Raw genomic sequence first — 24,955 nt, 5'->3', positions numbered from 1 at the left:
TATTCAATAAAACTTATTTAAATTCAGGGAAAATAACACGCCTATTCCATGAACTACATTTACAACCTTTTCCGTTCGCGAAGAGGGCCGGCCATTGTGGCTGCAACACTAATTCTGATTGCTATAAGTATTTCCCTCATCCGCGCCAACAACCGTAAAAAGGGCGGGGCGGAGTTCAGCCGGTACATCGAATCGTACACCACGGGGGTAATTTCAAAGCAAAGTTCCATCCGCATCAAACTTGCAGGCGAGGTGCAAGTTACCCATGCCCGCGGCGAAGAACTGAGCGATGATGTATTCGAATTTTCTCCATCTATCAAAGGAAAGGCCTATTGGATAGACGAGCGCACCATCGAGTTCCGCCCCGAAGGCAAGCTTGACCCGGATAAAAAATACGATGCAACTTTCAACCTGGGCAAAATTGTTAAAGTAGCTAGCGAGTACGAAGAATTCAAGTTCGATTTCCAAACCATCAAGCCCGATTTCAGCATCGATTTCTTCGGCCTCACCAGTGCCACCAACACTTCGGCAGATATGATGAAGCTTACGGGCACATTGGAAACCGCCGATAACGAGAGCCCCGAAAAAATAGAAAAGCTGCTCAGCGCAGCTTATGCCACTCCGGTAAAAATAAGCTGGCAGCACAACGGCATAACCAAAACGCATAAATTCACCATCAGCGGCATCAAACGCTCAACAAGTGCATCGCCCCTTAAGGTAAATTGGGATGGCAGCGGCCTGGATATCGAAAAAACGGGCACCCAAAGCTTCGAAGTGCCGGCAATCGGCGATTTTAAGGTTTTGGATATCAAAGCCATACAGGATAACGACCAATACGTAGCCGTACAATTCTCAGACCCCATTATGGTGGGCCAGGAACTTAGCGGCCTCATTACCCTGGCCGATATCACCAGCGCTGCCTACACCATTGATGGCAGCGTGGTAAAAGTTTACGCGCCCGAGCGGCTGGAAGGCAGCTTCGCTGTAACGGTAAACGAGGGCGTGGAGAGTTATTTCCGCAAAAAAATCACAAAAAGCTACTCGGCAAACGTGTTCTTCGAGAACAGGCTGCCGGCGGTTACCATCCCGGGCAAGGGCGTTATCCTGCCCGATTCGGGGAGGCTAATGATGCCTTTCGAAGCCGTGAACCTAAAGGCGGTAGATGTAACGATTATCAAGATATACGAGAACAACGTACCACAGTATTTCCAGGGCAACGGTTTCGATGGCGGCAACCAGCTCCGCCAGGTAGGCAAGCCTATCCTGCAGAAAACCATTTCGCTTACCGAAGACAAAGGCCTCAACCTGCATAAAAAGAATAGGTTTATGCTGGATGTAGATAAGCTTTTCCGTGCTGAGCCGGGCGCGATATACCGCGTGGTTATCGGTTTCAGGCAGGAGTATTCTTTATACAATTGCAAAAACGGCATGGCTGTATTAAAAAGCACCGGCAACGAGGGCGACGGAGACGAAGGTGAATACTATGGCGGCGATAGCTATGGCAACAATAGCGGCGCAGTGAGCGACGAAGACGATGATTTCTGGTCGAGGTATGATAATTATTACCCGGAGGGCTACGATTGGGAAAAACGCGAGGATGCCTGCGATAATTCGTATTACACCAAGGATCGCTGGGCAATGCGCAACATCATCGCGTCAAACATCGGCCTCATCGTAAAACGCGGCAGCGACAACAACATCACCATAGCCGTTACCAATATCCTCACCGCCGAACCGATGAAAGGCGTGAACCTGGAGTTGTTGGATTACCAGAAACAGGTTATCGTAAAAGGCACCTCCGATGGCGACGGCATGGCCATCCTGACAACCAAACGCAAGCCCTACCTGCTGGTTGCTAAACACGGCAAAGAACGCGGCTATCTTAAGTTGGACGATGGCAGCTCGCTGCCGCTCTCGCGATTCAATGTTGGCGGCGAAGAGGTCCAGAATGGCCTGAAAGGCTTTATCTACGGTGAGCGTGGCGTTTGGCGCCCCGGCGATTCGATATTTACCACCTTTATACTGGAGGATAAACAGAAAACCCTCCCTGCCGATCATCCGGTGCAGTTCGAGCTCTATAACCCCGCAGGGCAGCTGTACAAAAAAATCACCCGCACCAGTTCAGTAGATGGCTTTTACAGTTTCCATACGGCTACTGAGACTACTTCGCCTACGGGCAACTGGTCGGCCAAGGTGACAGTGGGCGGTGCCACATTCGAGAAGAAGATAAAGGTAGAAACCATAATGCCTAACCGCCTGAAGCTGAAACTCGATTTCGGCGGGGCTACCGAGCTTACCAAGGGCAACGGCGCCAGCGGCAAGCTAAGCGCCCAATGGCTGTTCGGCGGGGCGGCGCAGAATTTAAAGGCTAAGGTGGATGCTTTCCTGTCGTCGCAGCAAACCGCCTTCCCGGGTTTCGATGGCTACGAATTCGACGACCCAACCCTGGCCTTCAACACTCAGACACAAACCGTTTTTGATAGCAAACTGGATGAAAACGGCACGGCCAACATCAATACGGATATCAATGTAGAGGGGCAGGCCCCCGGCCAGTTACGCGCCAACTTCCTGGTAAAAGTTTTCGAAGCCGGCGGCAACTTCAGCCTGCAGCAAACTGCTATGGATTATAACGTTTACCCCGGCTACGTTGGGCTAAAAGCGCCGAAAGGCAGCGACATGTCGGGCATGCTGGTTACGGATAAAGACCATGTTATTGATATTGTAGACGTAGATACCAAAGGCAAGTTGTTTGCCGGCACCCGCAAGGTTGAACTGGAACTCTACAAAATACAATGGCGATGGTGGTGGGATAACAGCGGCGACGAGATGAGTAACTTTACCCAGGATAAATACAATAAACTGGTTCGTGTTGGCACAGTTACTTTGAATAATGGCCGCGGCCGGTACACGCTCAACATACCGCAAGCAGATTGGGGCCGTTACCTTATCCGCATAAAAGACCCGGAAACAGGGCACTCTACCGGCAAAATTATTTATGCCGACTGGCCAAACTGGTCGGAAAGGTTGCAACAAAGCTCCCCTACCGATGCGGCGATGCTCTCCTTCACTTCCGACAAAACGAGCTACAAAGTGGGCGACGATGCCACGCTTACTATACCCACCGGTGCCGATGGGCGCGCGCTCATCAGTTTCGAAAACGGCACCAAGGTGATAAAAACCACATGGATAGATACCAAAAAAGGCGAAACGCGCTACACCTTTAAGGTAGATGAAGCCATGGCACCAAACGTTTTTGTGAACGTAACGCTGCTGCAGCGCCACTCGCAAACCAAAAACGATTTGCCAATACGCATGTACGGCGCCATACCGCTCACGGTAGATAACCCTGCTACTACGCTGAAGCCGGTAATCAGCATGCCGGATAAGATACGGCCCGAAACGCAATCGGCCATCACGGTGTCAGAAGCTAACGGCAAAGCCATGACTTATACCATCGCTTTGGTAGATGAGGGTCTGTTGGATATTACCAATTACCAAACGCCTAACCCGCACGATGCTTTCTACGCCCGCGAGGCCCTTGGTGTAAAAACCTGGGATCTGTATGATTTCGTCATTGGCGCATTCGGCGGTGGCTTAGAGCGCATCCTGAGCATTGGCGGCGACGGCACCGGCGGTCCTAAGAAAAACGTAACGGTAAACCGCTTTAAACCCGTGGTGAAATTCCTGGGGCCGTTCCGTTTGGAGAGCGGCGGAAGCCAAACTACTAAATTCACGCTGCCGCAATACGTCGGTTCGATAAAAGCGGTGGTTATTGCCGGGCACGATGGTGCCTACGGTACCGCCGAAAAAGTAGTAGCGGTTAAAAAGCCGCTGATGATACTGGCTACCCTGCCGAGGGTGCTTGGCCCGTCGGAAAAAGTGCAGTTGCCGGTAACGGTTTTTGCCATGGAGAACAACATCAAACAGGTAACGGTGCAGGTGCAATCGAACGCATTCAGCAACCTGGGCGGCAACAACACCCGCGTAGTTTCCTTTACCAAACCGGGCGACCAGCTGGTAACGTTCGATTTAGACGTGAGGGATTTCGTAGGCATCGGCAAGGTGCGGATTACCGCCAAATCGGGCAGCGAAAGCACGGCTTACGATGTAGAGCTTAACGTGCGCAACCCCAACCCGCCGGTAACGCGCGTGCTGGAGAAAGAACTGAAACCCGGCGAGTCCTGGTCGGTACCATACACGGCCATCGGTATCAACGGCACCAATAAAGCCACGCTGGAGGTAGCGAGCATACCGCCGCTAAACCTGGGCAAACGTCTGAATTATTTGATCACCTATCCGCATGGCTGCGTGGAGCAAACAACCTCATCGGGCTTCCCGCAGTTGTACCTGGGCCAGTTGCTGGATCTCTCGCCCCGCCAAAAGGCCGAAAGCGACCGGAATATCAAACTTACCATTAACCGACTTAACGGCTTTAGGGTGAATAGCGGCGGCTTAAGCTACTGGCCGGGTTATGGCGATGCCGACGAATGGGGAACCAATTACGCAGGCCATTTCTTGCTGGCTGCACAGGCAAAGGGGTATAACCTGCCCGCGGGCATGATCAACGACTGGAAACGTTACCAAAAACAAAAAGCCGTTAACTGGTCGCCAGATCCGCGTACCAACATACACGATTATTATTACTATACCGATCTGGTGCAGGCCTACCGCCTTTACCTGCTGGCCCTTTCGGGCTCTGCTGAGTTAGGTGCCATGAACCGCTTGAAAGAGTACCAATACCTCAGCGTAGAGGCGCGTTGGCGCTTAGCAGCAGCCTATAAACTTGCCGGGCAGCCGGAAGTTGGCTTGCGAATGATAAAAGGTTTAAATACCGATATCGCCCCGTACAATTCGATGTATGGAACCTATGGGTCAGACCTCCGCGATGAGGCCATGATATTGGAAACGCTCACCCTATTCGGGCAACGCCAAAAGGCTGCGGAATTGCTCCGGTCGGTAGCGGCAAAGCTTTCTATCGATAGTTGGTACAGCACCCAAACCACGGCTTATTCGCTTGTTGCTATTGCGGAATATTGCGGACAGAATAAATCGGGGGCCAAGCTACTGTTCAACTACCAGGCTAATAAGGATAAGGCAAACGTAAATTCCGATTCGTACATGTGGCAGGCCGCATTAGCAGCCAATGGCGGCACCGTGACCATGAGAAACAATGGTAAAAACCAGCTATATGTTAGGTTGATACAGGAGGGCCAGCCATCGCCGAGCCAGGATGTTGAGTCGCATGAGGACCCGGATGTACTGCAGATGCGCGTGGCTTACACCACCCTGGGCGGCACCCCTATCGACCCAACGAAGCTAAAACAGGGTACCGATTTTGTGGCGCAGGTAAACATCAAGAACCCCGGCAAACGCGGCCGTTACGATAATATGGCGCTCACGCAAATATTCCCTTCGGGATGGGAGATATTAAACACCCGTATGCTGAATAACGATGAGGCCTTTAAATCCTCCCCATCCGATTACCGCGACATCCGCGACGACCGGGTGAACACCTATTTCAGTTTATACGAGGGAACGGAAGTAACCTACTACGTGATGCTGAACGCAGCCTACGCCGGTAAATATTACCTGCCGGCAGCGTATTGCGAAGCCATGTACAACCACGATATAAACGCGCTACTGAAAGGGCAATGGGTTGAGGTGGTGAAGTGATGAAGGTTATTATACGCAATATGACTAATAGCATGAGCAGTTGTAAGTTCTTTATACTTACGCTGTTCATGCTAATTCTTTGCTGTAATGCCTTTGCACAATATGGCGTTATCCGGCCCCATGCAAAAAAGGATTCTGCATGGCTAAACAATCTGTTGCTTAAAATTAATACCCACCCGGTAACAGCAAAGGATTCTACCGTTAATTACGTCAAATGGCAAAAGGGGAAGATTTATTATAGCCCCGATAGTTTATTAAGGGTAGCCCAATTTATAGGCGGGTTAGACGATAGGAATGCAGCGTTTTACACAGCTGTCATTCAGTACAAATATGAAAACCGGGTGATTGAGCGGGAGTTCGACGATAATGACGCTAATTTTGATTTCCGAAATTATCCTATTACTCACGTATATAAGTTACCCGGCAAGTTGCCTTCGTATTTAATCCTCTCCAGGGAAATTGAAATGGTAGGAGATGATCATTCCGACCACATTGCTGAATTTACCGCTTCAGCAAATAGGGCATCAACTATCGATTTCACGCAAGTAAAAAGCATAACCAATGCCGTTTCAACAATCCGGCTCGGTAAAGATTCTTTAATAGAGGTGGCTTTCCCTCCGGATATAGACGAAACGGACGATTATTCTCAATCGCAACAGGATACCAGCAATGGCAAATCCTTCACATTTATATCAGATATCAAGCAGGGTAAACGATATCCCAGGCCTTTTCTAAAATACAATCCTGTAAGTCATCAGCTCAGTTTCCAGGATATTGATTGTAAAAATGATTCTTACGGCGACGATTCTACCAATCCATATTTAAGTGTAGATGCCGGCACGTATGAATATCGAGATACCTCTTTTGTATTGATAAAAGATACCAGCTATTATTATCCTGCTTTAGCGTCAATTAAAATAATAGTAGCCAAACAAAATTATAAAGTAGGACCATATTTGATTAAGGCCAAAGCCATTAAAGGTTATAAAGAGGTAGGCGAAGGTATTCTTCCTATATTAACTACAGAGTATAAAATCAATTCCAAAACAATCACATCGGAAAATTACGAAAGCGAAGCTACAGCTGATTTAAAACCCGATTGTAAGCTTCAAAAGAATTTTTCACTCATTGTACTTTCTACCGACATCACCACACCTAACCACAGAGGGCAATGTGGCGGAGCCGATTACGAAGATTCTCATTTTACCTTAGTCACGAAAAACACATCAAAGTCCATTTTTTCTTTTTCATCAAGTTCTTGTGATACCTATACAACTTATTCTTACCGGGATGGGAAAACTGAAAAAACCGGAAAGCTATATCTCACAAGCCCCGCTGTAGAAGATGAGAATGCAGAGGTGGAACGTTCTTATTGGAAAGATGCTTCTACGTATGTTTTCCAGGTTACAGGCGATTCGACCGCGAGAAATTTTTATGTGTATTTTGACAGCAGAAATCCAAATTCCCCTGTGAGGCTTACGGCTGGCAAACTTTATAGTTATAAAAAGACAGGGTCCCGATAATACTTAATGAACAACATGTCAGATAATGCCTGTTTGTTGCCGCTTTTGCCCCTCGTATCACCGTTAGTGCGGTTTATATTTGTATTACACACAATAAAACCATGGCCCTGAAAGATAACGCCCTAACCGCCAACGTTGTAATCAACGCCCCTATCGAAAAAGTATGGGCAATATGGCACACTCCTGCTGATATATTGAATTGGAACAGCTTCTCGCCCGATTGGCATACCCTTCATGCCGAAAACGACCCGCAGCCCGGCGGCAGGTTCCTGTTTGTGATGGGCCTGAAAGATGGTAGCTTCAGCTTCAATTTCGAGGGGACGTATGATGAGGTAGTTACTAACCAACTCCTCGCCTATACGCTGGATGATGGGCGCAGATCGCTTATCACTTTCAGTGGCAGCAATCCTGTAACCATAACGGAGAACTTCGAACCACAGGGATCCGATCCGGCCGAAGACCAGCAAGCCGCCTGCCAAACGGTGTTGAATAATTTAAAGGCTTACGTGGAGGGGGCAATAAAGGCATAAAACTCAGCGTCCTACCCACATCGTCATCGCTAGCGATAGCGCGGCAACCATCCGCAAGAAGAGCTAATTTGCAAATCCAAGCTACTTCCGTGACTGCCATGTGGGCCTATCTCTCAGCTCACTCCGTTCAATAATATTTTTTTTACGTCATTGTATTTTTTTAGAGGGGCATCCTAATAGATACGTAATGAAGCTGTGGCTATAGCGAAAACGCCCTTCAAGCTTTCCTTGAAGGGCGTTTTGTATAGCTGCGATCGGCGTATTTAACTTTTCAACTGCGCATTTTTCTTCATCTGAAATCTGCACATCCGAAATCTGCATATCCAAAGCCTAGTATTCCAGCGGAACTATTGGCTCTTTTTTGCTGGTGCTCATAATCATCATGGTTTGGAATGTTTTCACCACTGTGATGCGGCTGATTTTATCCATAATGAGGCGCTCGTACGATTTAATGTCGCGAACGTAAACCTTCAGCAGAAAATCGCATTGGCCGGTTACGTGGTGGCACTCGGTAACTTCCTTAATGGTTTGTATCTCATCCAAAAAAGTCTGGATGGTGTTCTTCTGGTGGAAATCTAAGGATATCTGTATAAACGTCTTGATGCCAAGGCCCAGCTTCTCCTCATCTACCAAAGCATGATAGCTTTTGATGTATTCGGCGTTCTCCAGTTTACGCACACGCTCCAGGGTGGGCGCCGGTGAAAGCCCTATTTCGGTGGATAGCTGCAGGTTGGTTATGCGGCCATTTTCCTGTAATATCTTGAGTATTTGGAGGTCTATCTTATCTAATTCAGCTGCCATGGTACATGCAAATATAAAATAATCTGTAGCACGCAAAATATAATTCCACATAAATATCGCCTAACCAAACAAATAAAAAAATAAAGACTATTTTTAGACAAGTCTAAAAATAATATTATATTTGCCTAAATGAATACATTAGCCGAGGAAAATTATTTGAAAGCCATATACAAACTGGCTGTGCTTAGCCCAAACGTAAGCACCAACCAGATAGCGGCTTCGCTGGAAACAAAAGCATCATCGGTTACGGATATGCTGCGCAAATTATCAGACAAAACCCTTATTAACTACACCCGCTACCAGGGCGTAAGCCTTACCGAGGCGGGTGAAAAGGTGGCCATCAACATCATACGCAAGCACCGCCTTTGGGAATACTTTTTGGTAGAGAAGCTAAATTTTAAATGGGACGAGGTACACGCCATGGCCGAAGAAATGGAACATATATCATCGAACGAACTGATAGACCGGCTGGATGAATTCATGGGATTCCCCAAGCGCGACCCACACGGCGACCCGATACCCGACTGCAACGGCCATTTTAAAACGAACGACCTTAAACCAATTTCCGCCCTGCCTGTTGGTGCCGGGGGTATCATATCGGGCGTTCGGGACCACTCGGTGGCTTTCCTTCAATACCTGGATAAGCAAGGCCTGATAATTGGCAAACAAATAACGGTGAAAGAAATAATCAGTTACGATAACACCGTAGTACTGCAAATGGATAACAAAGTTTTACAAATAAGCCGCGAAGTGGCCAATAACCTTTTGATAGCTATATGATAACAAACGAATCGTTGGGCAATGTGCACAACTCGGTAGGTACCGAAAATAAAACCGGCTGGCGCAAACTGCTCTCGTTTTTAGGCCCCGCCTATTTGGTAAGCGTAGGCTATATGGACCCGGGCAACTGGGCCACCGATTTAGCCGCAGGCAGCCAGTTTGGTTACAAGTTGATATGGGTATTGCTTTTATCGAACATGATAGCCCTACTGCTACAAAACCTATGTGTACGGCTGGGTATAGTGCGCGGACTCGATCTGGCGCAGGCATCCAAACACTCCTACCCGCGTTTCGTGAATTTTTGCCTGTATATACTGGCGCAGATATCCATCATAGCCTGCGACCTTGCCGAAGTTATTGGCATGGCCATTGGTTTAAACCTGCTGTTCGGCTTGCCTCTGATATGGGGCGTATCTATCACGATGCTGGATACCTTGCTGCTTTTGTTTTTGCTGAATAAAGGCATGCGCAAATTAGAAGGCTTTATTATATCGCTGATATTTATAGTAGGATTAGCCTTTTTATTGGAGATGTTTATTGTGCAGCCACATGTAATTGATGTTGCCAAGGGCTTTATCCCCACGGCATTGAACGAACGGTCGTTATATTTGGCTATTGGCATTATCGGCGCTACAGTAATGCCGCATAACCTTTACCTTCACTCCTCACTGGTGCAAACGCGAAAGATAGACCGGACTGAACAGGGAATAAAAAACGCCATCCGTTACAACTTTTGGGATACCACCATAGCGTTAAACCTGGCTTTTTTTGTAAACGCAGCCATATTGATACTGGCAGCAACCGCCTTTTTTGGCCGGGGTTACCACGAGGTGGCCGAGATACAGGACGCACATAAATTGCTTAGCAATATTTTTGGCAAACTGGCACCCGCATTGTTTGCCATTGCGCTGATAGCCGCCGGGCAAAGCTCCACCGTAACAGGAACCCTCGCCGGACAAATTATTATGGAAGGGCACCTTAACCTACGTATTGCACCCTGGCTACGGCGTTTGCTCACCAGGATATTTGCCATAGTACCCGCGTTTTTCACCATACTGTATGCCGGAGAAGAAGGCCTGGGTAAACTACTGATATTGAGCCAGGTGGTACTGAGCCTGCAATTGGGTTTTGCCATTATCCCGCTGATACATTTTACATCGGATAAAAAGCGGATGGGTAAATTTGCTACCAGCCTGCCTTTAAAGGTTTTGGCCTGGGTATTTGCTGTGTTGATAGTTGGTTTGAATGCAAAGCTGGTGGTACAAGTGATAGGTGGTTGGGCCGAAGCAAACCAGGGATCGGCAAATTTGGTACACTTTGTAATAACGCCGATTACGGTTGGCGTTGCAGCGCTGTTGCTTTACGTTTTCCTGCGCCCGCTTTTGTATAAACATACCGATCATCGTACTTACATCCCGCATGGCATTGCAGCTTCGCTGGATAATTTGGAAGCAGTGCATTACAATCATATCGCCGTTACCATCGATTTTTCGAAAAACGACCAGGACTGCATACGCCATGCATTAATGCAGGGCGGCAAGAAAGCCACATACAGCCTGATACATGTTGTAGAAACCGCTGGTGCACGCTACTACGGCAAACAGGTGATGGATAACGAAACCCAAAGCGACGTGAATAACCTGGATAAATATGTGGATGCTCTAACAAAGCTGAATTACAAGGCCGAAGCACGCATTGGTTATGGCGGCGCAGCAACCGCTATTGCCGAAATTGTGAATTCCGAAGGAATCGATTTCATCGTGATGGGTTCGCACGGGCATAAAGCGCTTAAGGACCTGATTTTTGGCACCACCGTAAACAGCGTGCGGCACAAGGTAAACGTGCCTGTGCTGGTTGTTAAACCAGCCGCAAAATAATTTGCATATTTGCACCGTAATGAAGCAGGACATCTATATCAAGAATAAAAAGGCATACTTTGAGTACCACATACTGGATAAATACGTGGCGGGCATACAATTGCTGGGCACCGAGATAAAATCCATCCGCGAGGGCAAAGCTAACGTAAATGACGCCTTTTGCACCTTTATTGGCAACCAGCTTTATATACGCAACCTGCATATTTCCGAATATACGTTCGGCTCATTCTACAACCATGAAGCCAAGCGCGACCGCGTGTTACTGCTCAACAAAAAGGAACTCAAAAAACTGCTCACCCGCGGCGAAGAAAAGGGACTCACTATAGTACCCCTGGCCATGTTCATCAGTGAACGCGGCTTCGCCAAGGTAGAGATAGCCCTGGCCCAGGGTAAAAAGACTTTCGACAAGCGCGAAACCATGAAAGAGCGCGATACCAAAATTGAAATGGATAGGGCCTTGAAGCGGTAGGTGCGAGCCCATCGCATAAGTTTTTTGCTTTAAATACTTTTATGGTATATTTAATAAAATTATGACCATGGTAACCGCCGAAATAAAACTTCCCGAAAAAGATGCGGAAATGATATTGAAAGTAATATCAAAGTTAGGTGGCAAAATCAAATTGATTGAGCCTGCAACTCCTAAATTATCGCCCGCTGCAAAAAAGATGAAAAAGGATTTGGAGGCGGCTTTTAAAGAGGTTAAACTGCACCAGGAAGGGAAAATTAAGTTGAAAACAGCAAGGGAATTGCTTGATGAACTCTAATATCATTACCCTTGGCACCTTTGACAAGGAATTGAAAAAGTTGTCTAAAAATACCCTTCGTTAAAAGTTGATTACGCTAATTTTTCGGATGAGATAGAAGCAAATCCCAAATTGGGTACGCCTATTGGTAAAAATTGCTATAAAATACGATTGGCCATCATCAGTAAAGGCAAAGGCAAAAGTGGCGGCGCAAGGATAATCACACACCTGTTGGTAGCCATAGCGACAGAAACCTTGTATCTGTTAAAAATATATGATAAAGGCGAACAGGAAAACATCAGCGAAACCGAACTGATAGACCTTTTAAAGCTCATTTCAAAGGAAAGCTAAAAACCATGAAACCACTTTACCTTATCCTTATCACCACCTTAATTATCGCTTCCTGTGGACGTAAAAAACCGCTTACTAAAGCAATAGACACAGCGAAAGTTGTTAAGGTTACCCTAATGCCGCCTCCACCTCTACATGAATATGTAATACCACCCCGTGTAGATACCAGTCACCTGCTATCGAATAATACTACGCAAAGATTCTTTTCGGATACAGTTGTTAAAGACAATTTCTCGATTGCTTTTTATGGCGCGAACGTGCGGCACGGCACCTTCGTGCTTAAGATACTAAATCCTGCAAAAGGCTTGATACACCAAAGTATTTGCGACGTTTCCGATTATATATTGAACTATGAGACGTTAAAACCGAAACAACAGGCCGATACCGTTAATTCAATTATAAAGCATTTTTTCGACGATGATAACTTCCATCAGCCTGCGTTACGTAAAAACGAGAAATTGGCTGACGACCCGGAAAATTACAATGAAACTATGCGGAGTATTTGGAACGAATTTAAAGCCGACAGCAAGGCTATTAGTTTCCGATATCGATCAGATTACAAGACCATTAGTTGCATTGCCTTCTCCAAAAAGCAACAAGGGGTAATAACAGTATTTTTTATCTGGTAAATCCTCAATGGTACAAACAATTCGCTATCAACCCTGTCCAACCGGTTTGGTGGGAAGCTCCTTTGCCGCTGCCGTTGTCGCCGTCGAAATATTCGTGGTATAGAATATGGTCTTTGAAGTGCTCGTCGGTTTGTAGCTTTTCGTTATGGCCGAATACAGCGCGGTGGCCTTTTTCATCCCGGAGGAAAATTGAAGAGATGCGGCGGTAAATTTCGTTGGCCACTTCTTTCAGGTTCATCATGTTGCCGCTACCGGTGGGGCATTCTACCTTAAAATCGTCGCCGTAGTATTCGTAAAAGGTGTTCAGGCTTTCTATGATGAGGTAATTCATGGGCATCCATATTGGCCCGCGCCAATTACTGTTGCCGCCGAACATGCCGCTATCGCTTTCCGCCGGTAAATATTTTATGCTGAAGTGGTTGCCATAGATATTAACGCTGTAAGGCTTATCCAGATGGTATTTGGAGAGCGACCGGATGCCGTAATCGCTCAGAAACTCCTTTTCATCCAGCATATAGCGCAGCAGGCTTTTCATGCGGTAGCCGCGCAACAGGCTAATGAGGTGCGTGCCCCCTGCCCTAACCTCGTTCCAGCGCGATACCAGCGATGCCAGATCGGGCCGGTTGGCGATAAACCAGTCCATGCGGCCCTTAAAAATAGGGTTATCCGCAATGGCGGCCTCATCCAATACCTCGGCTGCAAAAAGAGGAATTAACCCTACTATGCTGCGTACCCGCATCTTTTCGGCGCTGCCATCGGGCAGGCGCAACTGGTCATAAAAGAAGCCGTCGGCTTCGTCCCATAGGCCGGTGTTATCCGTGCCTAAAGTCGACATGGCACCCGCTATGTAAATAAAATGCTCGAAATATTTAGAGGCGATATCCTCGTAAGCCTTGTTAGTTGCGGCCAGTTCAGCAGCTATGCGCAGCAGGTTTAGCGAATACATCGCCATCCAACTGGTGCCATCTACCTGCTCCAGGTGCGTGCCGTTGCCGAAGCGCGTGTTTCGGTCGAACACGCCGATGTTGTCCAGTCCCAAAAAACCGCCCTCGAAGATATTGTTGCCGGCCGCGTCCTTACGGTTTACCCACCAAGTAAAGTTGAGCATAAGCTTGTGGAAGATGCGTTCCAGGAAAAACGTGTCGCCTTCGCCGGTGGCGGCTTTATCCAGCAGGTAAATTTTCCAGGTGGCCATGGCCAAAACGGGCGGATTGGTATCGCTGAAATCCCACTCGTATGCGGGCAGTTGTCCGTTGGGGTGCATATACCAATCTTTGGTAAGCAGCGTAAGCTGGTTTTTGGCAAAGGCCATATCTACGCTGGCCAGCGGGATGCAATGGAAGGCAAGATCCCAGGCCGCAAACCAGGGGAACTCCCATTTATCGGGCATGGAGATAATGTCGCCACGGTTATTGAATTGCGGCCATTTACTGTTACGCCCTGTTAAGCGCTGCGCGGATGGCAGGGGCTGAGCCGGGTCGCCATGCAGCCATTGGTGTATATCGTAGTAGTAGAACTGCTTATTCCACAGCAAACCGGCAAAAGCCTGGCGTTGCACGCGGGCCTTATCTTCGTTGGCCGTTGGCTGCAGGTTGGTGTAAAATTCATCCGCATCGGCTTTGCGGGTGGCAAATAGCTCGTCGATACCATCCAGATTGTTTGTAGCGTCTTCGGAAAGCTGCAACTTAATCGTGTAGCTTCCTTTCGCGGGGATAGTAATTTCGTAGTTAGCAGCCGCCTTGGTGCCGGTTTTATCCGGGTTAATGCTCTCCGCACGGTGTACGATATAATCGTTTATGCCGTCTTTATAAAAACGCTTGCCATCATCGAAATGATTAAAGCGCAAGGTATTGGTTTCGTTGTTGCAGAACATCAGTTCGGGCGAACCATCTGCAACCAAATGCATTTCGCCCAGTTCCGGGTGATTGAGCTTGATTTGATTACCAGAGATAGCCGACATCACGGGCACTCCGCTATTGTACCCCAGCGTCCAGGTGTTACGGAACCAAAGCGTGGGCAGCACATTCAGGCTTGCCTCCGCATCACTACGGTTATGGATGGTTATCCTGATGCCGATATCCTCCCGCGAGGCCTTGGCGTATTCCACATAAACGTCGAAATATTCGTTGTTGTTGAAGATGCCTGTATCTGCCAGTTCGAATTCGGGGTCGTTACGGCCGCGTTTGCGGTTTTCTTCAGCTAAGGTGGTATATGGAAATTGTTGCTGCGGGTATTTGTACAACATTTTCATGTACGAATGCGTGGGCGTGCTATCGAGGTAATAGTAAAGCTCTTTTACGTCTTCGCCGTGGTTGCCTTCGCTGTTGTTCAGGCCGAAGTAGCGTTCTTTGATGATGGGGTCTTTTTTATTCCACAGGGCAATGGCAAAACAAAGGTGCTGGTCGCGGTCGCTAATGCCGGCTATACCCTCCTCGCCCCAGCGGTAGGCCCTGCTGCGGGCCATATCGTGAGTAATATAGTTCCAGGCATCGCCGTTAGCGCTGTAATCCTCGCGCACCGTGCCCCATTGGCGGTCGCTCACATAAGGTCCCCATTTTTTCCAACCCGTTTCCTTTAACCTCGCCTGCTCTTTGTTCATAATTTTAATTAATCCATTTCATCGAGATTAACCGACATCTTCGTGTGGTCGGCACTTATCAACAAATAACAGTATGATCTTTCGCCCTTATCTACGGCGTTAACCGACTCCTTCTTGAGTATGTATAATTTACCCGGGTATTTCATCCAACTGCTGTCGTCGCCAAAATCGTTTTCGATTTTGGAAAGGAATACTGTCCACCCGTTATTCGATGCAAAACTCAGCACATCGCTGTCTTTATATTTAACCTGGCTTTCCCAGTAAATAACACGCTGCACAGCCCATGGCCCCTGGTCAGTGGTTTTACCATTGATATGCGCGCTGTCAAAATTATTCCAAAAACCACCCGGCGCAAGTTTGTTGCAACTTGCAAGGCATATTATTATCAATAAATACAGGCGTTTATATTTCATTGTTCTATTTCCACGCATTCTTTAAGAAACGCAGCCAGTTGCCATGCATCATATTATCGATATCACCGTCGGTATAACCCCGTTTCTTCAATAAATCAGGTACCTTTTGCAAATCGGCGATGGTTTCCAAATCGTAAGGGCATTGTTCTCTACCGAAGGCACCGTCCAGGTCAGTGCCCATGCCTATGTGCATGGCATTACCGGCAATCTGGCAAATATGGTCTATATGGTCAACCATTACCTCCATGTTGCAGTTCATGCCCTTCGGGGTAGATCGGCCCCTCACCCATCCCGGCACCATCATCCAGGCATCCAACGCTGCGCCTATTACGGCACCACGTTCTATCAGGGCCTTTATCATTTCGTCGCTATACTGGCGGTTATGGTTCACCAATGCGCGGCAATTGTTATGGCTGGCCCAAACGTGGCCATTAAAGTTGTCCAGGGCCTGCCAAAAGGCATCATCGCAGAGGTGAGTGGCATCCAGTATCACATTCAGCCGCTCCATCTCTTTCAATAGTTCCAATCCATTTGCGCCCATTTTGCCGGTTGCATCGGTACCATTGGCATACCTGCCGGGGCCGTAATGGGCGGGGCCGACTGCACGTAGTCCATTCTGATAGGCACGTTCCAGATAACTTACGTCCACAAAGGAATCGGCACCTTCTAAACTTAAAATATAGCCGACCGTTTTTTTTGTGTTATCCCCCTTATCGCTCCACAATGCTAAATGCTGTTCCAGCGAGGCAAGGTTATTTATCTGCGCCATTTCGCCGGCATCTTCCATGGCTTTGTACCAGGCCAGTTGCCCCTGCGTTTGTGCCCATGCCTGCTGCGGCGAATGCCAGCCCGGCAAATGGTTATCAGGCGCAACGTAGCGGCCTATTTGCGTAGCTACCACCAGGCCGATGTTGCCTTTACGTAGTTCGGGGAGGGATACTACGCCTGACCCTCTATCGGGTTTATCGGTCAAGCCTGCCTCGCGGGCATTGATAGCTGCAATGGGTTGCGTTAAATCGCGGTTCCATTCCAGGGCGTTCATGCTGAGGTCGAGGTGAGCATCGATAATAAACATAGGTCGTGAGATTAACTTAGTATGCTTTTTCTAATTCGGTGATGACCAACTGCGGATTTTTTATGCTGTATCTAAATGAAATGGAATCCCCTACCCTAAGCCCCTTTGGGTTGCTGTACCATGTAACCCAGGATTCATAGTCAGCTTTGTTGGCTTGATATTTAATTACAAATATGTGGTTATACTTGTCAGATTCGTTCCTAACGATAACACCTTTTGCAGGTTTCGAGCCCTTATTTACCTCTGTTATTCTATAACTATCCTGCTTGGTTTTTTCATTGCTTTTGTAAAACTGAAAAGCCAAAATTATTAATAGTACCGCAGCGGCAACGTAAATATTTCTTTTATTCATATTTTACATCGTAATTTTCCTATCCCTTGCCACATTGAGCCACTCTCCGGTTATTTGTTGGTTCTCGATGGTTATCGCCCGCTCGTACAAAGCTACTGTTGGGCAAATATGGTAAGGCAAACCATACAAAATATCGCCCACCTTATAATGGTGGTTCGGGCCTGCATCGGCAACTAAATGCTCCTCACTGTGGCCTGTAAATACCAATTCGGGCGCGTTTAGGAAGTAGATACGCTTGCCTAATTCATTTTCTGCCGATACCGATTTATGTCCCACATCTATGCATACTTTCGTTTCGCCCGGTAGGGAAACCACCCTCGCTACGATTAGGGCCGCCGTTTGGAAAGCCTGCTCCTTAAACGCCAACTCATAGCCCCTGTCCCAATAAGCAAAGGTGCCGGGGCTGCATTCTAAATTTTCCCTTTGCGCGATGATAGGAAACGTTGGCGAACCACCGGCAATAATTACCGGCATGGGGTAACCCTCATCGTATATCATCCGGGCAAGCTCCAGTACGGGTTCGATGGCTTCATCTGACCGTTGCTGCCTTACTGCGTAATCCGCATCATGTATATGCCCATCGTAAGCATGCAGGCCCTTCAAGGCGACGCCTTGCAAATCGGCACATGCCTGGTACAGCTCCAATGCATCGGCAGGTATAATGCCGGTGCGGTTCATACCGATGTTCAGGTCGATGTAAACCGTGATAACGATATCTTCTTTCAGCGCCGCCTCGGCTATCGCGCTTGCGGTGCCTACGTTGTCTACCAGGCAGGAAAACGCGGTATCCGGATATGCTTTTATTAGATTGATAAACCTTGTCAGTTTAGGTCCGTTGGGCTGATAGGCCAGCAAAACGTCCATAGCCTTGCACATGCCCAGCATTTCGGCTTCGGCAATGGTGGCGCACTTAAACTTGCCTATGCCGGCATGCAACATCAGCTTTGTAACATCCGGGCTTTTATGGGTTTTTATATGCGGGCGCACGCGGTTAACATCGTCTACCATGGTTCTAACCAGGTCGATATTGTATTTTACTCTATCGGGATAAACCACCAAAGCCGGGGTATCCAGTTTGTGGACATCGTTTATAAGGTACCAGTTACTGCTCATTTTTTTATAGAACTCAGAGAATAATAAAAACAATCATTGCATGAAGTATCCGCTTTTACCTTAGCAACATTAAAAACGGCGGTAGCTGGTGTTAGATAACCTTTCTTTTCCTCTCCGGGGTAACTTTTCAATTCTTCAGGGAAACTATAGTGTGACTGGTCGTAATCTTCCTCATGCACCACTTCATTGCCAGAAATAAAAAGTAACCTAACCGTATCATCCGGCACATCATGTCCCGTATAATTAAACCCTATCGCATTAACAATAAAGGATTGCTCAGTCCAGGAGCCAAACAAGTACAACTTGTCCCATTTAAAGTCCGTTACGTCTTTTATTTTGATAGTGCAGCCCGCTGCTTTGCATTTCTGACTAAAGTTGTCCACTATTTTATCCGAAACATTACTACAACTAAATAGCACGCAAATCATCAAAACGAGCAGCAACCGTTTCATTGTTAGTAATCTTCCAGCTCGAATAAAGCCTCAATCTCTACCGGGATATTATCGGGCAAAGAACCCATGCCCACTGCACTACGCACGCCAATGCCGTTGTCTTCGCCCCAAACACTCGCAAACAGTTCGCTTGCCCCGTTTATGATGAAGGGGTGCTTCTCAAAATCGGGTGTGCAATTTACCATGCCCAGCACTTTTATAACACGTTTTATTTTATCCAGGCTGCCTACATTGGCTTTAATGGTAGCTAAAATAGCCAGGCCAACTTGCCTTGCTGCAAGCTTGCCTTCTTCGGCCGTCATATCTTGCCCTATGCGGCCTATAATAAGGCTGCCATCGCTCTTAACCGTGCCGTGGCCCGATACGTAGAGGTATTTACCATCAATTAAACAAGGTTTGTACACTCCCAGCGGTTTTGGCGCGGGAGGCAAAATAAGCCTTAAGGCTGTGAAGTTTTGTTCTGCGTTGATCATGGCGTAAAACTATTATATAAATATGGCTTTTTTTATGACAAAGATCATAAAGGATTTGTAAATGACTAAGCATTTTAGCCTAACAAACATCGGGTTTTATGCTGCAATATTCATAACGTTTTAGGAGGGATGCGGGTAAAGCCGCTTGAAGAGAACGCACGCCTACCGAAGGCCCTTTACGAAGATATCAATCAGCAGCAAGCGTTTGGCGTGTATCTCGTCCAGGTGTTCTTTGCGGGGGAAGGCGGCTTTTTTGTGCTGCATAGCGCCCACTTTGATGCCGTGCAGCGCATCAAGGAAAACATCCACGATTTCATCCGGATTGGCTACCTGTTGTATGTTGCCCTTGGCAATTTCTGCCTGTATGGCGTTTGCAAGCAGCGTGGTTTCGGCGGCACGTATCTGGTTCACTATGGCCCATATGCTATCAGGCAGGTTCTGCTCGTTAAGCCTTACAAAATCGAAGAAGTTATAATTGGCCACCATAAAATGGTGATGGGTATTTACCTGGAACAGGAAAGCATCACGCAGGCCGGTAAAGCTGTCTACATTATCCTGCAGCAGCTTAAGGTAATCGTTGGCCAGCTTGCGCATTACGGCCATATACAGTTCGCTCTTATCCGGAAAGTAGTAATACAGCAAGGCTTTAGACATAGAAAGATCGCCCGCTATCTCATTCATCGTGGTTTTTGAATAACCATAATGCAGGAACCGCTGGTACGATGCCTCTAAAATCTTCTCGCGTTTGATATCCTGGTTTTCTATGCCTGCGCTCATCTATTGCTTATCTTGCTCTTAGTCAATCCGTATTCCTGACTTATTTAACAAAAATATCAAATTTTCAGTCTATTAGTTTTAAGGCTGTTTAAAAGATGATATTCAAATGTTAAAACGACACTAATTCTACAAATAAAAGGCCGCACAGTACAACTATGCGGCCTTGAGTATGATTTTTAGGATATCAGCCTATGCGTCGGCTTCGGCAGCTAACAGCTTTTCTATTTCAGCGTCTTTCTTTGCGTTTTGGTCGCCAAAGAAGTATGTCTTCATGTTTACACGGATGATGTACATACAAGGCACCAATATCAAAGTGATGATGGTTGCAAAGCCCAGGCCGAAGATCATCGTCCATGCCAATGGGCCCCAGAATGCAACGTTATCGCCACCGAAGTGAATATGCGGTTCAAAGTGGGTAAACAACCCTACGAAGTCGATATTAAAGCCGACAGCAAGCGGTATCAGCCCCAAAATGGCGGCAGTAGCCGTCAACAATACGGGCGTCATACGGGTATGGCCGGCTTCAACCACGGCATCGTGCAGGCTGGTGCCTTGCTCTATCAGCATATCGGTAAACTCTACCAGCAAAATACCGTTTCGCACCACCACACCGGCGAGGGCAATGATACCTACGCCTGTCATAACGATGGCCATAGTCATGTGGAAGATGGTTACGCCTAACAGCACGCCTATTATACTGAAGAAAATCTCACTGATGATGATAAACGTTTTACCCACCGAGTTGAACTGTATCATCAGGATGATAAAGATTATGCCGAAAGAAGTGAGCAGCGCGCCCCCAAGGAATGTAACAGCTTCCATTTGATCTTCCTGGCCACCGCCCTGTCTTATGGTTACGCTATCGTCATGCTTGAAATTAGCAATAGCTTTGAGAATGCTGGCATTCACTTCATTTGGATTGTAAGGCTGTATAACGCTTGAGGATAAGGTAAGTACCCTGCGTTGTTGCTTGCGCTTAATATTACTGAATGTATTGGTATAGCGGATATCGGTAAAGGCCGAAATAGGCACCTGGCGTATCGCGCCACCGGTAGCAAGGTCGCGGTAAGTGATACGCATGTTCCGCAGCTCATCAATATTACCGCGCTGCTCTTCCATAGCGCGCACCTTTATCTGGTAGTCATCTTCCTTGGTGTTCCTAAAATCTGCCGCCTTTGCACCAAATATTGCGATACCCAGGTTTTGGTTAATTTGAAACGTGCTGATGCCTTCGCGATTGGCACGTTCGCGGTCGATATCAAATACAATTTCAGGCTTGTCGCTTTCTATATCGGCAACAAGGTTATCTATACCGGGTATGTTCTGTTTCCCGATAAAGTTTTTTAAACGCTTAGCTGTTTTTACAAGTGTATCCAGGTTATCGCCGGCAATTTCCAGGCTGATGTCTTTTTGCACCGGCGGGCCGGCTGCTTCCTGCGTAACAACAATTTTAACACCCGGAAAACCCTGTACAGCTTTACGGATATTTAGCAAGATTGCCTTGGTGTCTTTGCCCTTACGTTTTCCAAATTCCTCAAACGCCACAGTTACCTTACCCTTATTTTGGTAATCGCCCTGATCCTCGTCCTGCGGATCGGTTACACTTTTGGTTACGTTAGATATAACCGAGGTTACGATATCTTCATCAGGCGCTACAACTTTAGCTACGCGCTGCTCTACCTGTTTGGTTACTGCATCGGTAGTAGCCTGGTCGGTACCTATAGGCATGGTGATGTACACATAAGCAAAGTTTGGATCGCCCGCAGGGAAAAACACCGGTGTTTTACCGAATAATGATACACCCACGATAGCCGCTATGAACAGTACAAATGTGCCCATCAACATAGTAACAGGGCGCTTTACAGCTTTCTCTAACCACCTGGCGTACCAGTTTTGGAAACGTGGCCAGCCGTTTTTCTGAAATTTATCTATCCAACGCAGGAACACAAAGTGGTTTAGCAGGTAAAATACAATCAGCACCACCAACAGGTTGGGTGTAAAGAGTGTAATGTGTAAAGCACTCTCTGCCGGTAAAAATGTTAGCAGGTACAATACGATTGCAAAGCCACCCATTATAAAGGTTGTTTTACGGGTGCTTTTATCAAATTTCGGGTGATCGTGCTCGCCATCGTGATGCGGTTTCATAAAATCCACCGCGAAAACGGGGTTCATGATATAAGCGATCACCAACGAGGCCAACAAGGTAATTATCAGCGTTATGGGCAGATATTTCATAAACTCCCCTATCAAACTGTTCCAAAACAATAATGGTATAAAGGGCGCTAGGGTGGTCATGGTACCCGAAAACACCGGCAAAAACACTTCGCCTGCTGCATGTTTTGCTGCTTCTTTAATCGGCACTTTACCGTTGGCAAAAAGGCGGTGCGTGTTTTCTATTACCACAATGGCATCATCCACCACAATACCCAATGCAAGCAGGAAGGAGAATAAAACAATCATGTTGAACGTGACATCGAACACCGGCATTACCAAAAACGCTACAAAACAGGATAACGGCACTGATAAGGCCACAAAAATGGCATTGGTTGTCCCCATAAAAAACATCAGGATAACCGTAACCAATATAAAACCGATAACGATAGTGTTGATCAAATCGTTAAGCGTGGTGCGGGTTTTATTACTTTGATCGCCGGTTACAGTGATGTTTAGACCTTTAGGGAATACTGTTTTTTGTTTGTCTTTAATTAAGTTGTTTATTTTGTCGGAGGCCTGTATCAGGTTTTCGCCGGCACGCTTACTTACTGCAAGGGTAATTACATTTTTAAATTTATCGTTACCAGGTACTTTTAGGCGTGCAAAACTCTCTTGCTCCAAAAACGAATCTTTGATTTCTGCGATATCCCTCAGGTACACAGCCTGGCCCTTAGGATTACGGATAGCCATAGCAGCCACCTGGTCGGCGTTTTTAAAATCCTTTTTAATATCTACTGCGCGGCGCACGCCATCGGTTTTGATGGTACCGGCCGATGCCAGGATATTCTCGTTGCCTATAGCCTGTATTATATCACTAAAGCTAATCTGAGCGGCGGCCATCTTGTTCAAGTCCACATTTACCTGTATCTCGGGAGTTAGGGCGCCAATTTCATTTACAAGCGAAATTTCCTTAAAGCTCTCGATGTCGTCTTTCAATATATCGGCAAATTCTTTCAGCTTTTTAAGGTCGTAATCGCCCGATAAGTTAACATAAAGGATAGGTAGGTCGGAGATGTTAACGTCAGAAACGGTTGGTTCTTTAAAGTTGTTATCGTTCTGCGGCAAATCCTGGCGGGCTTTATCAACTGCGTCCTGCACATCTATCTTAGCATCTTTAACTTTAACATCGGTGTTAAATTCTGCGGTGATGATTGATACATTTTGTACCGAGTTAGAGGTAACCTTTTTTAACCCTTTAAGAGATTTAAGTTTCTTCTCTATCTGGCGGGTAACCAGGTTCTCAATATTCTGCGGCGATTGGCCAAGGAACTGAGTGGTAACAAATATTTTAGGCACCTCAATATCCGGGAAGTTTTCTTTAGGCAACTGGTTGTACCTGATGATCCCCATCACCGTTATAAATAATATCAGCACATAAATTGCTGTTTTATTATCAATGGACCAACTGGAGGGCCCAAACTCTTTTTTCACATCTTTCATAATATGTATTATATCAGGCGTTCAATTAATTAGCAGATGTTGTTGTAACCTTTATCTTGTCGCCGTCCTCTATATCGGTAGCGCCATCGGTAACCAATTGATCGCCGACTTTTAAGCCCGATAATATCTCGGACATACCGCCATAGGTAGCGCCAACTTTAACGGTGGTACGTTTGGCAATGCCATTTACATTCAAGAAAACATAATCGCCTTCTTCTGAACGCTGAACGGATTTAACCGGGATAACTATCGCAGCATTATTAATGTAGTTGGCAATTTTGATAATGGCCGTCATGTTAGGGCGCAACGAAGCACGATGTGGCAATTTTATTTCAACTGCAAAGCTGCGCGAGGTTGGGTCGATAGCTTTAGAAGCGAAGGTTACGGTTGTCATTAACGAGTCTTTAGCATCGGGCACCAATATTTGTACCTGGTTACCGGTGTTCACGCTGCCCGAATATGATTCAGGCACGTCGGCTTTAATTTTTAATATATCAGCATTAACTATACGGATACCGTTGCCGGGCTGCCCAGGCTGCAAGGCCTGGCCAAGTTTAAGATCCATTTGGTCTACTGTGCCGTTTATTGGCGATACAATGCGGTAAAGGTTTGCCTGCTGGCGTAAGGAGGCCAAAGCTTTTTTGCTTGCCTGTAAAGTTGTTTGTGCCTGTAAAAACTGTACTTCGGTGCCTATTTTCTGATCCCAAAGGTTTTTCTGACGCTCATAAAGGGTTTGGTTAAGGCTTACCTGCGCCTCGCTTTGCGCAATATTTTGCTGCAGTACGCTGGCATCAAGTTGCGCAAGCACCTGCCCTTTGCTCACATGCTGGCCCGGTTTTACATACAGGCCCGTAATAGTACCCGGCGACTGAGAAAAAGCCGTAACATTATCCTGGGCATCTATTTTACCCTGTATTTGCACGTAGTTGGTAAACGTTGAGGTCTTAATTTCAAGCGCACCAACCTCAACGGCTTTTGTTGAATCTACCGTGCCAATTTCGCTTTGCAGTTTACTAATCTTGGCGTTTATCTCTTGCTGCTGCTTTTGCAGGTCGGCCAGTTCGGTCTTTTTGTCTTTTGGTTTTGAGCATGCTGCTAATAACAGTATTGCCGGTATGTATAGTAATTTTTTCATGTTTA

At 46.8% G+C, this 24,955-nt stretch carries 20 protein-coding genes; 9 read left to right on the top strand and 11 right to left on the bottom strand.

The features are described 5' to 3' along the window. The first annotated feature begins 48 nt into the window (after window positions 1-48). From AC1DXC_RS17305 to AC1DXC_RS17295, 3 genes are all read left to right on the top strand, one after another. Complete coding sequence (locus tag AC1DXC_RS17305) at window positions 49-5,673, top strand: alpha-2-macroglobulin family protein (RefSeq protein ID WP_477460421.1); 5,625 nt, start codon at window positions 49-51, stop codon at window positions 5,671-5,673. A gap of 32 nt (window positions 5,674-5,705) precedes the next feature. Continuing rightward, a complete protein-coding gene (locus tag AC1DXC_RS17300) occupies window positions 5,706-7,196 on the top strand; it encodes a hypothetical protein (protein WP_477460420.1) in 1,491 nt (496 codons plus the stop codon). Window positions 7,197-7,297: 101 nt separating this feature from the next. Further along, complete coding sequence (locus tag AC1DXC_RS17295) at window positions 7,298-7,726, top strand: SRPBCC domain-containing protein (RefSeq protein ID WP_477460419.1); 429 nt, start codon at window positions 7,298-7,300, stop codon at window positions 7,724-7,726. 330 nt (window positions 7,727-8,056) lie between these two features. Here the strand turns inward: AC1DXC_RS17295 and AC1DXC_RS17290 are convergent, their stop codons facing one another. Next, complete coding sequence (locus tag AC1DXC_RS17290) at window positions 8,057-8,527, bottom strand: Lrp/AsnC family transcriptional regulator (protein WP_133232099.1); 471 nt, start codon at window positions 8,525-8,527, stop codon at window positions 8,057-8,059. Between the two features lie 129 nt (window positions 8,528-8,656). On the opposite strand from AC1DXC_RS17290, the gene AC1DXC_RS17285 reads away from it, so the two are divergent. The 6 genes from AC1DXC_RS17285 to AC1DXC_RS17260 all read left to right on the top strand — a co-directional run bounded on the left by AC1DXC_RS17285 (window position 8,657) and on the right by AC1DXC_RS17260 (window position 12,907). Further along, on the top strand, window positions 8,657-9,307 hold the full coding sequence (locus tag AC1DXC_RS17285; RefSeq protein WP_477460418.1) for a metal-dependent transcriptional regulator: 651 nt from the start codon (window positions 8,657-8,659) through the stop codon (window positions 9,305-9,307). Continuing rightward, window positions 9,304-11,184, top strand: coding sequence for an Nramp family divalent metal transporter (locus AC1DXC_RS17280; RefSeq protein ID WP_477460417.1), 1,881 nt, complete (start codon window positions 9,304-9,306; stop codon window positions 11,182-11,184). Before AC1DXC_RS17285 ends, AC1DXC_RS17280 begins: the two co-directional genes overlap by 4 nt. Window positions 11,185-11,203: 19 nt before the next feature. Then, window positions 11,204-11,653, top strand: coding sequence for an SsrA-binding protein SmpB (gene smpB / locus AC1DXC_RS17275; protein ID WP_477460416.1), 450 nt, complete (start codon window positions 11,204-11,206; stop codon window positions 11,651-11,653). A 61-nt stretch (window positions 11,654-11,714) separates the two neighbouring features. Next, on the top strand, window positions 11,715-11,948 hold the full coding sequence (locus AC1DXC_RS17270) for a hypothetical protein (protein WP_477460415.1): 234 nt from the start codon (window positions 11,715-11,717) through the stop codon (window positions 11,946-11,948). Between the two features lie 150 nt (window positions 11,949-12,098). Next, complete coding sequence (locus AC1DXC_RS17265; RefSeq protein WP_477460414.1) at window positions 12,099-12,278, top strand: hypothetical protein; 180 nt, start codon at window positions 12,099-12,101, stop codon at window positions 12,276-12,278. Window positions 12,279-12,283: 5 nt separating this feature from the next. Next, on the top strand, window positions 12,284-12,907 hold the full coding sequence (locus tag AC1DXC_RS17260; RefSeq protein ID WP_477460413.1) for a hypothetical protein: 624 nt from the start codon (window positions 12,284-12,286) through the stop codon (window positions 12,905-12,907). A gap of 4 nt (window positions 12,908-12,911) precedes the next feature. On the opposite strand, the gene AC1DXC_RS17255 is transcribed toward AC1DXC_RS17260, so the two are convergent. The 10 genes from AC1DXC_RS17255 to AC1DXC_RS17210 all read right to left on the bottom strand — a co-directional run bounded on the left by AC1DXC_RS17255 (window position 12,912) and on the right by AC1DXC_RS17210 (window position 24,950). Then, complete coding sequence (locus AC1DXC_RS17255; RefSeq protein WP_477460412.1) at window positions 12,912-15,506, bottom strand: MGH1-like glycoside hydrolase domain-containing protein; 2,595 nt, start codon at window positions 15,504-15,506, stop codon at window positions 12,912-12,914. Window positions 15,507-15,514: 8 nt separating this feature from the next. Next, complete coding sequence (locus tag AC1DXC_RS17250) at window positions 15,515-15,919, bottom strand: hypothetical protein (RefSeq protein WP_477460411.1); 405 nt, start codon at window positions 15,917-15,919, stop codon at window positions 15,515-15,517. A gap of 4 nt (window positions 15,920-15,923) precedes the next feature. Next, window positions 15,924-16,994, bottom strand: a complete 1,071-nt coding sequence (locus tag AC1DXC_RS17245) for a dipeptidase (RefSeq protein ID WP_477460410.1) — start codon at window positions 16,992-16,994, stop codon at window positions 15,924-15,926. Window positions 16,995-17,010: 16 nt separating this feature from the next. Next, entirely contained in the window at window positions 17,011-17,346 is a 336-nt protein-coding gene (locus AC1DXC_RS17240) for a hypothetical protein (protein ID WP_477460409.1), read from the bottom strand. Between the two features lie 3 nt (window positions 17,347-17,349). Beyond that, entirely contained in the window at window positions 17,350-18,459 is a 1,110-nt protein-coding gene (locus tag AC1DXC_RS17235; RefSeq protein ID WP_477460408.1) for a D-TA family PLP-dependent enzyme, read from the bottom strand. Continuing rightward, window positions 18,456-18,911 carry a hypothetical protein gene (locus AC1DXC_RS17230; RefSeq protein ID WP_477460407.1) on the bottom strand — a complete coding sequence of 152 codons (456 nt, stop codon included), beginning with the start codon at window positions 18,909-18,911 and terminating at the stop codon, window positions 18,456-18,458. The genes AC1DXC_RS17235 and AC1DXC_RS17230 overlap by 4 nt, the downstream gene beginning before the upstream one ends. A 2-nt stretch (window positions 18,912-18,913) precedes the next feature. Continuing rightward, the gene (locus AC1DXC_RS17225; RefSeq protein ID WP_477460406.1) at window positions 18,914-19,384 is read right to left on the bottom strand and encodes a RidA family protein; all 471 of its coding nucleotides are present in this window, start codon (window positions 19,382-19,384) and stop codon (window positions 18,914-18,916) included. A 162-nt stretch (window positions 19,385-19,546) separates the two neighbouring features. Beyond that, the gene (locus AC1DXC_RS17220; RefSeq protein ID WP_477460405.1) at window positions 19,547-20,161 is read right to left on the bottom strand and encodes a TetR/AcrR family transcriptional regulator; all 615 of its coding nucleotides are present in this window, start codon (window positions 20,159-20,161) and stop codon (window positions 19,547-19,549) included. A 189-nt stretch (window positions 20,162-20,350) separates the two neighbouring features. Further along, window positions 20,351-23,815 carry an efflux RND transporter permease subunit gene (locus tag AC1DXC_RS17215; RefSeq protein WP_477460404.1) on the bottom strand — a complete coding sequence of 1,155 codons (3,465 nt, stop codon included), beginning with the start codon at window positions 23,813-23,815 and terminating at the stop codon, window positions 20,351-20,353. 25 nt (window positions 23,816-23,840) lie between these two features. Next, a complete protein-coding gene (locus tag AC1DXC_RS17210; RefSeq protein ID WP_477460403.1) occupies window positions 23,841-24,950 on the bottom strand; it encodes an efflux RND transporter periplasmic adaptor subunit in 1,110 nt (369 codons plus the stop codon). Between the last annotated feature and the right edge of the window lie 5 nt (window positions 24,951-24,955).

It is taken from the genome of Mucilaginibacter sp. P2_D11, from assembly GCF_056404435.1.
Note: the sequence above shows the minus strand (reverse complement) of the source record. Positions and strands in the feature narration are given on the sequence as shown.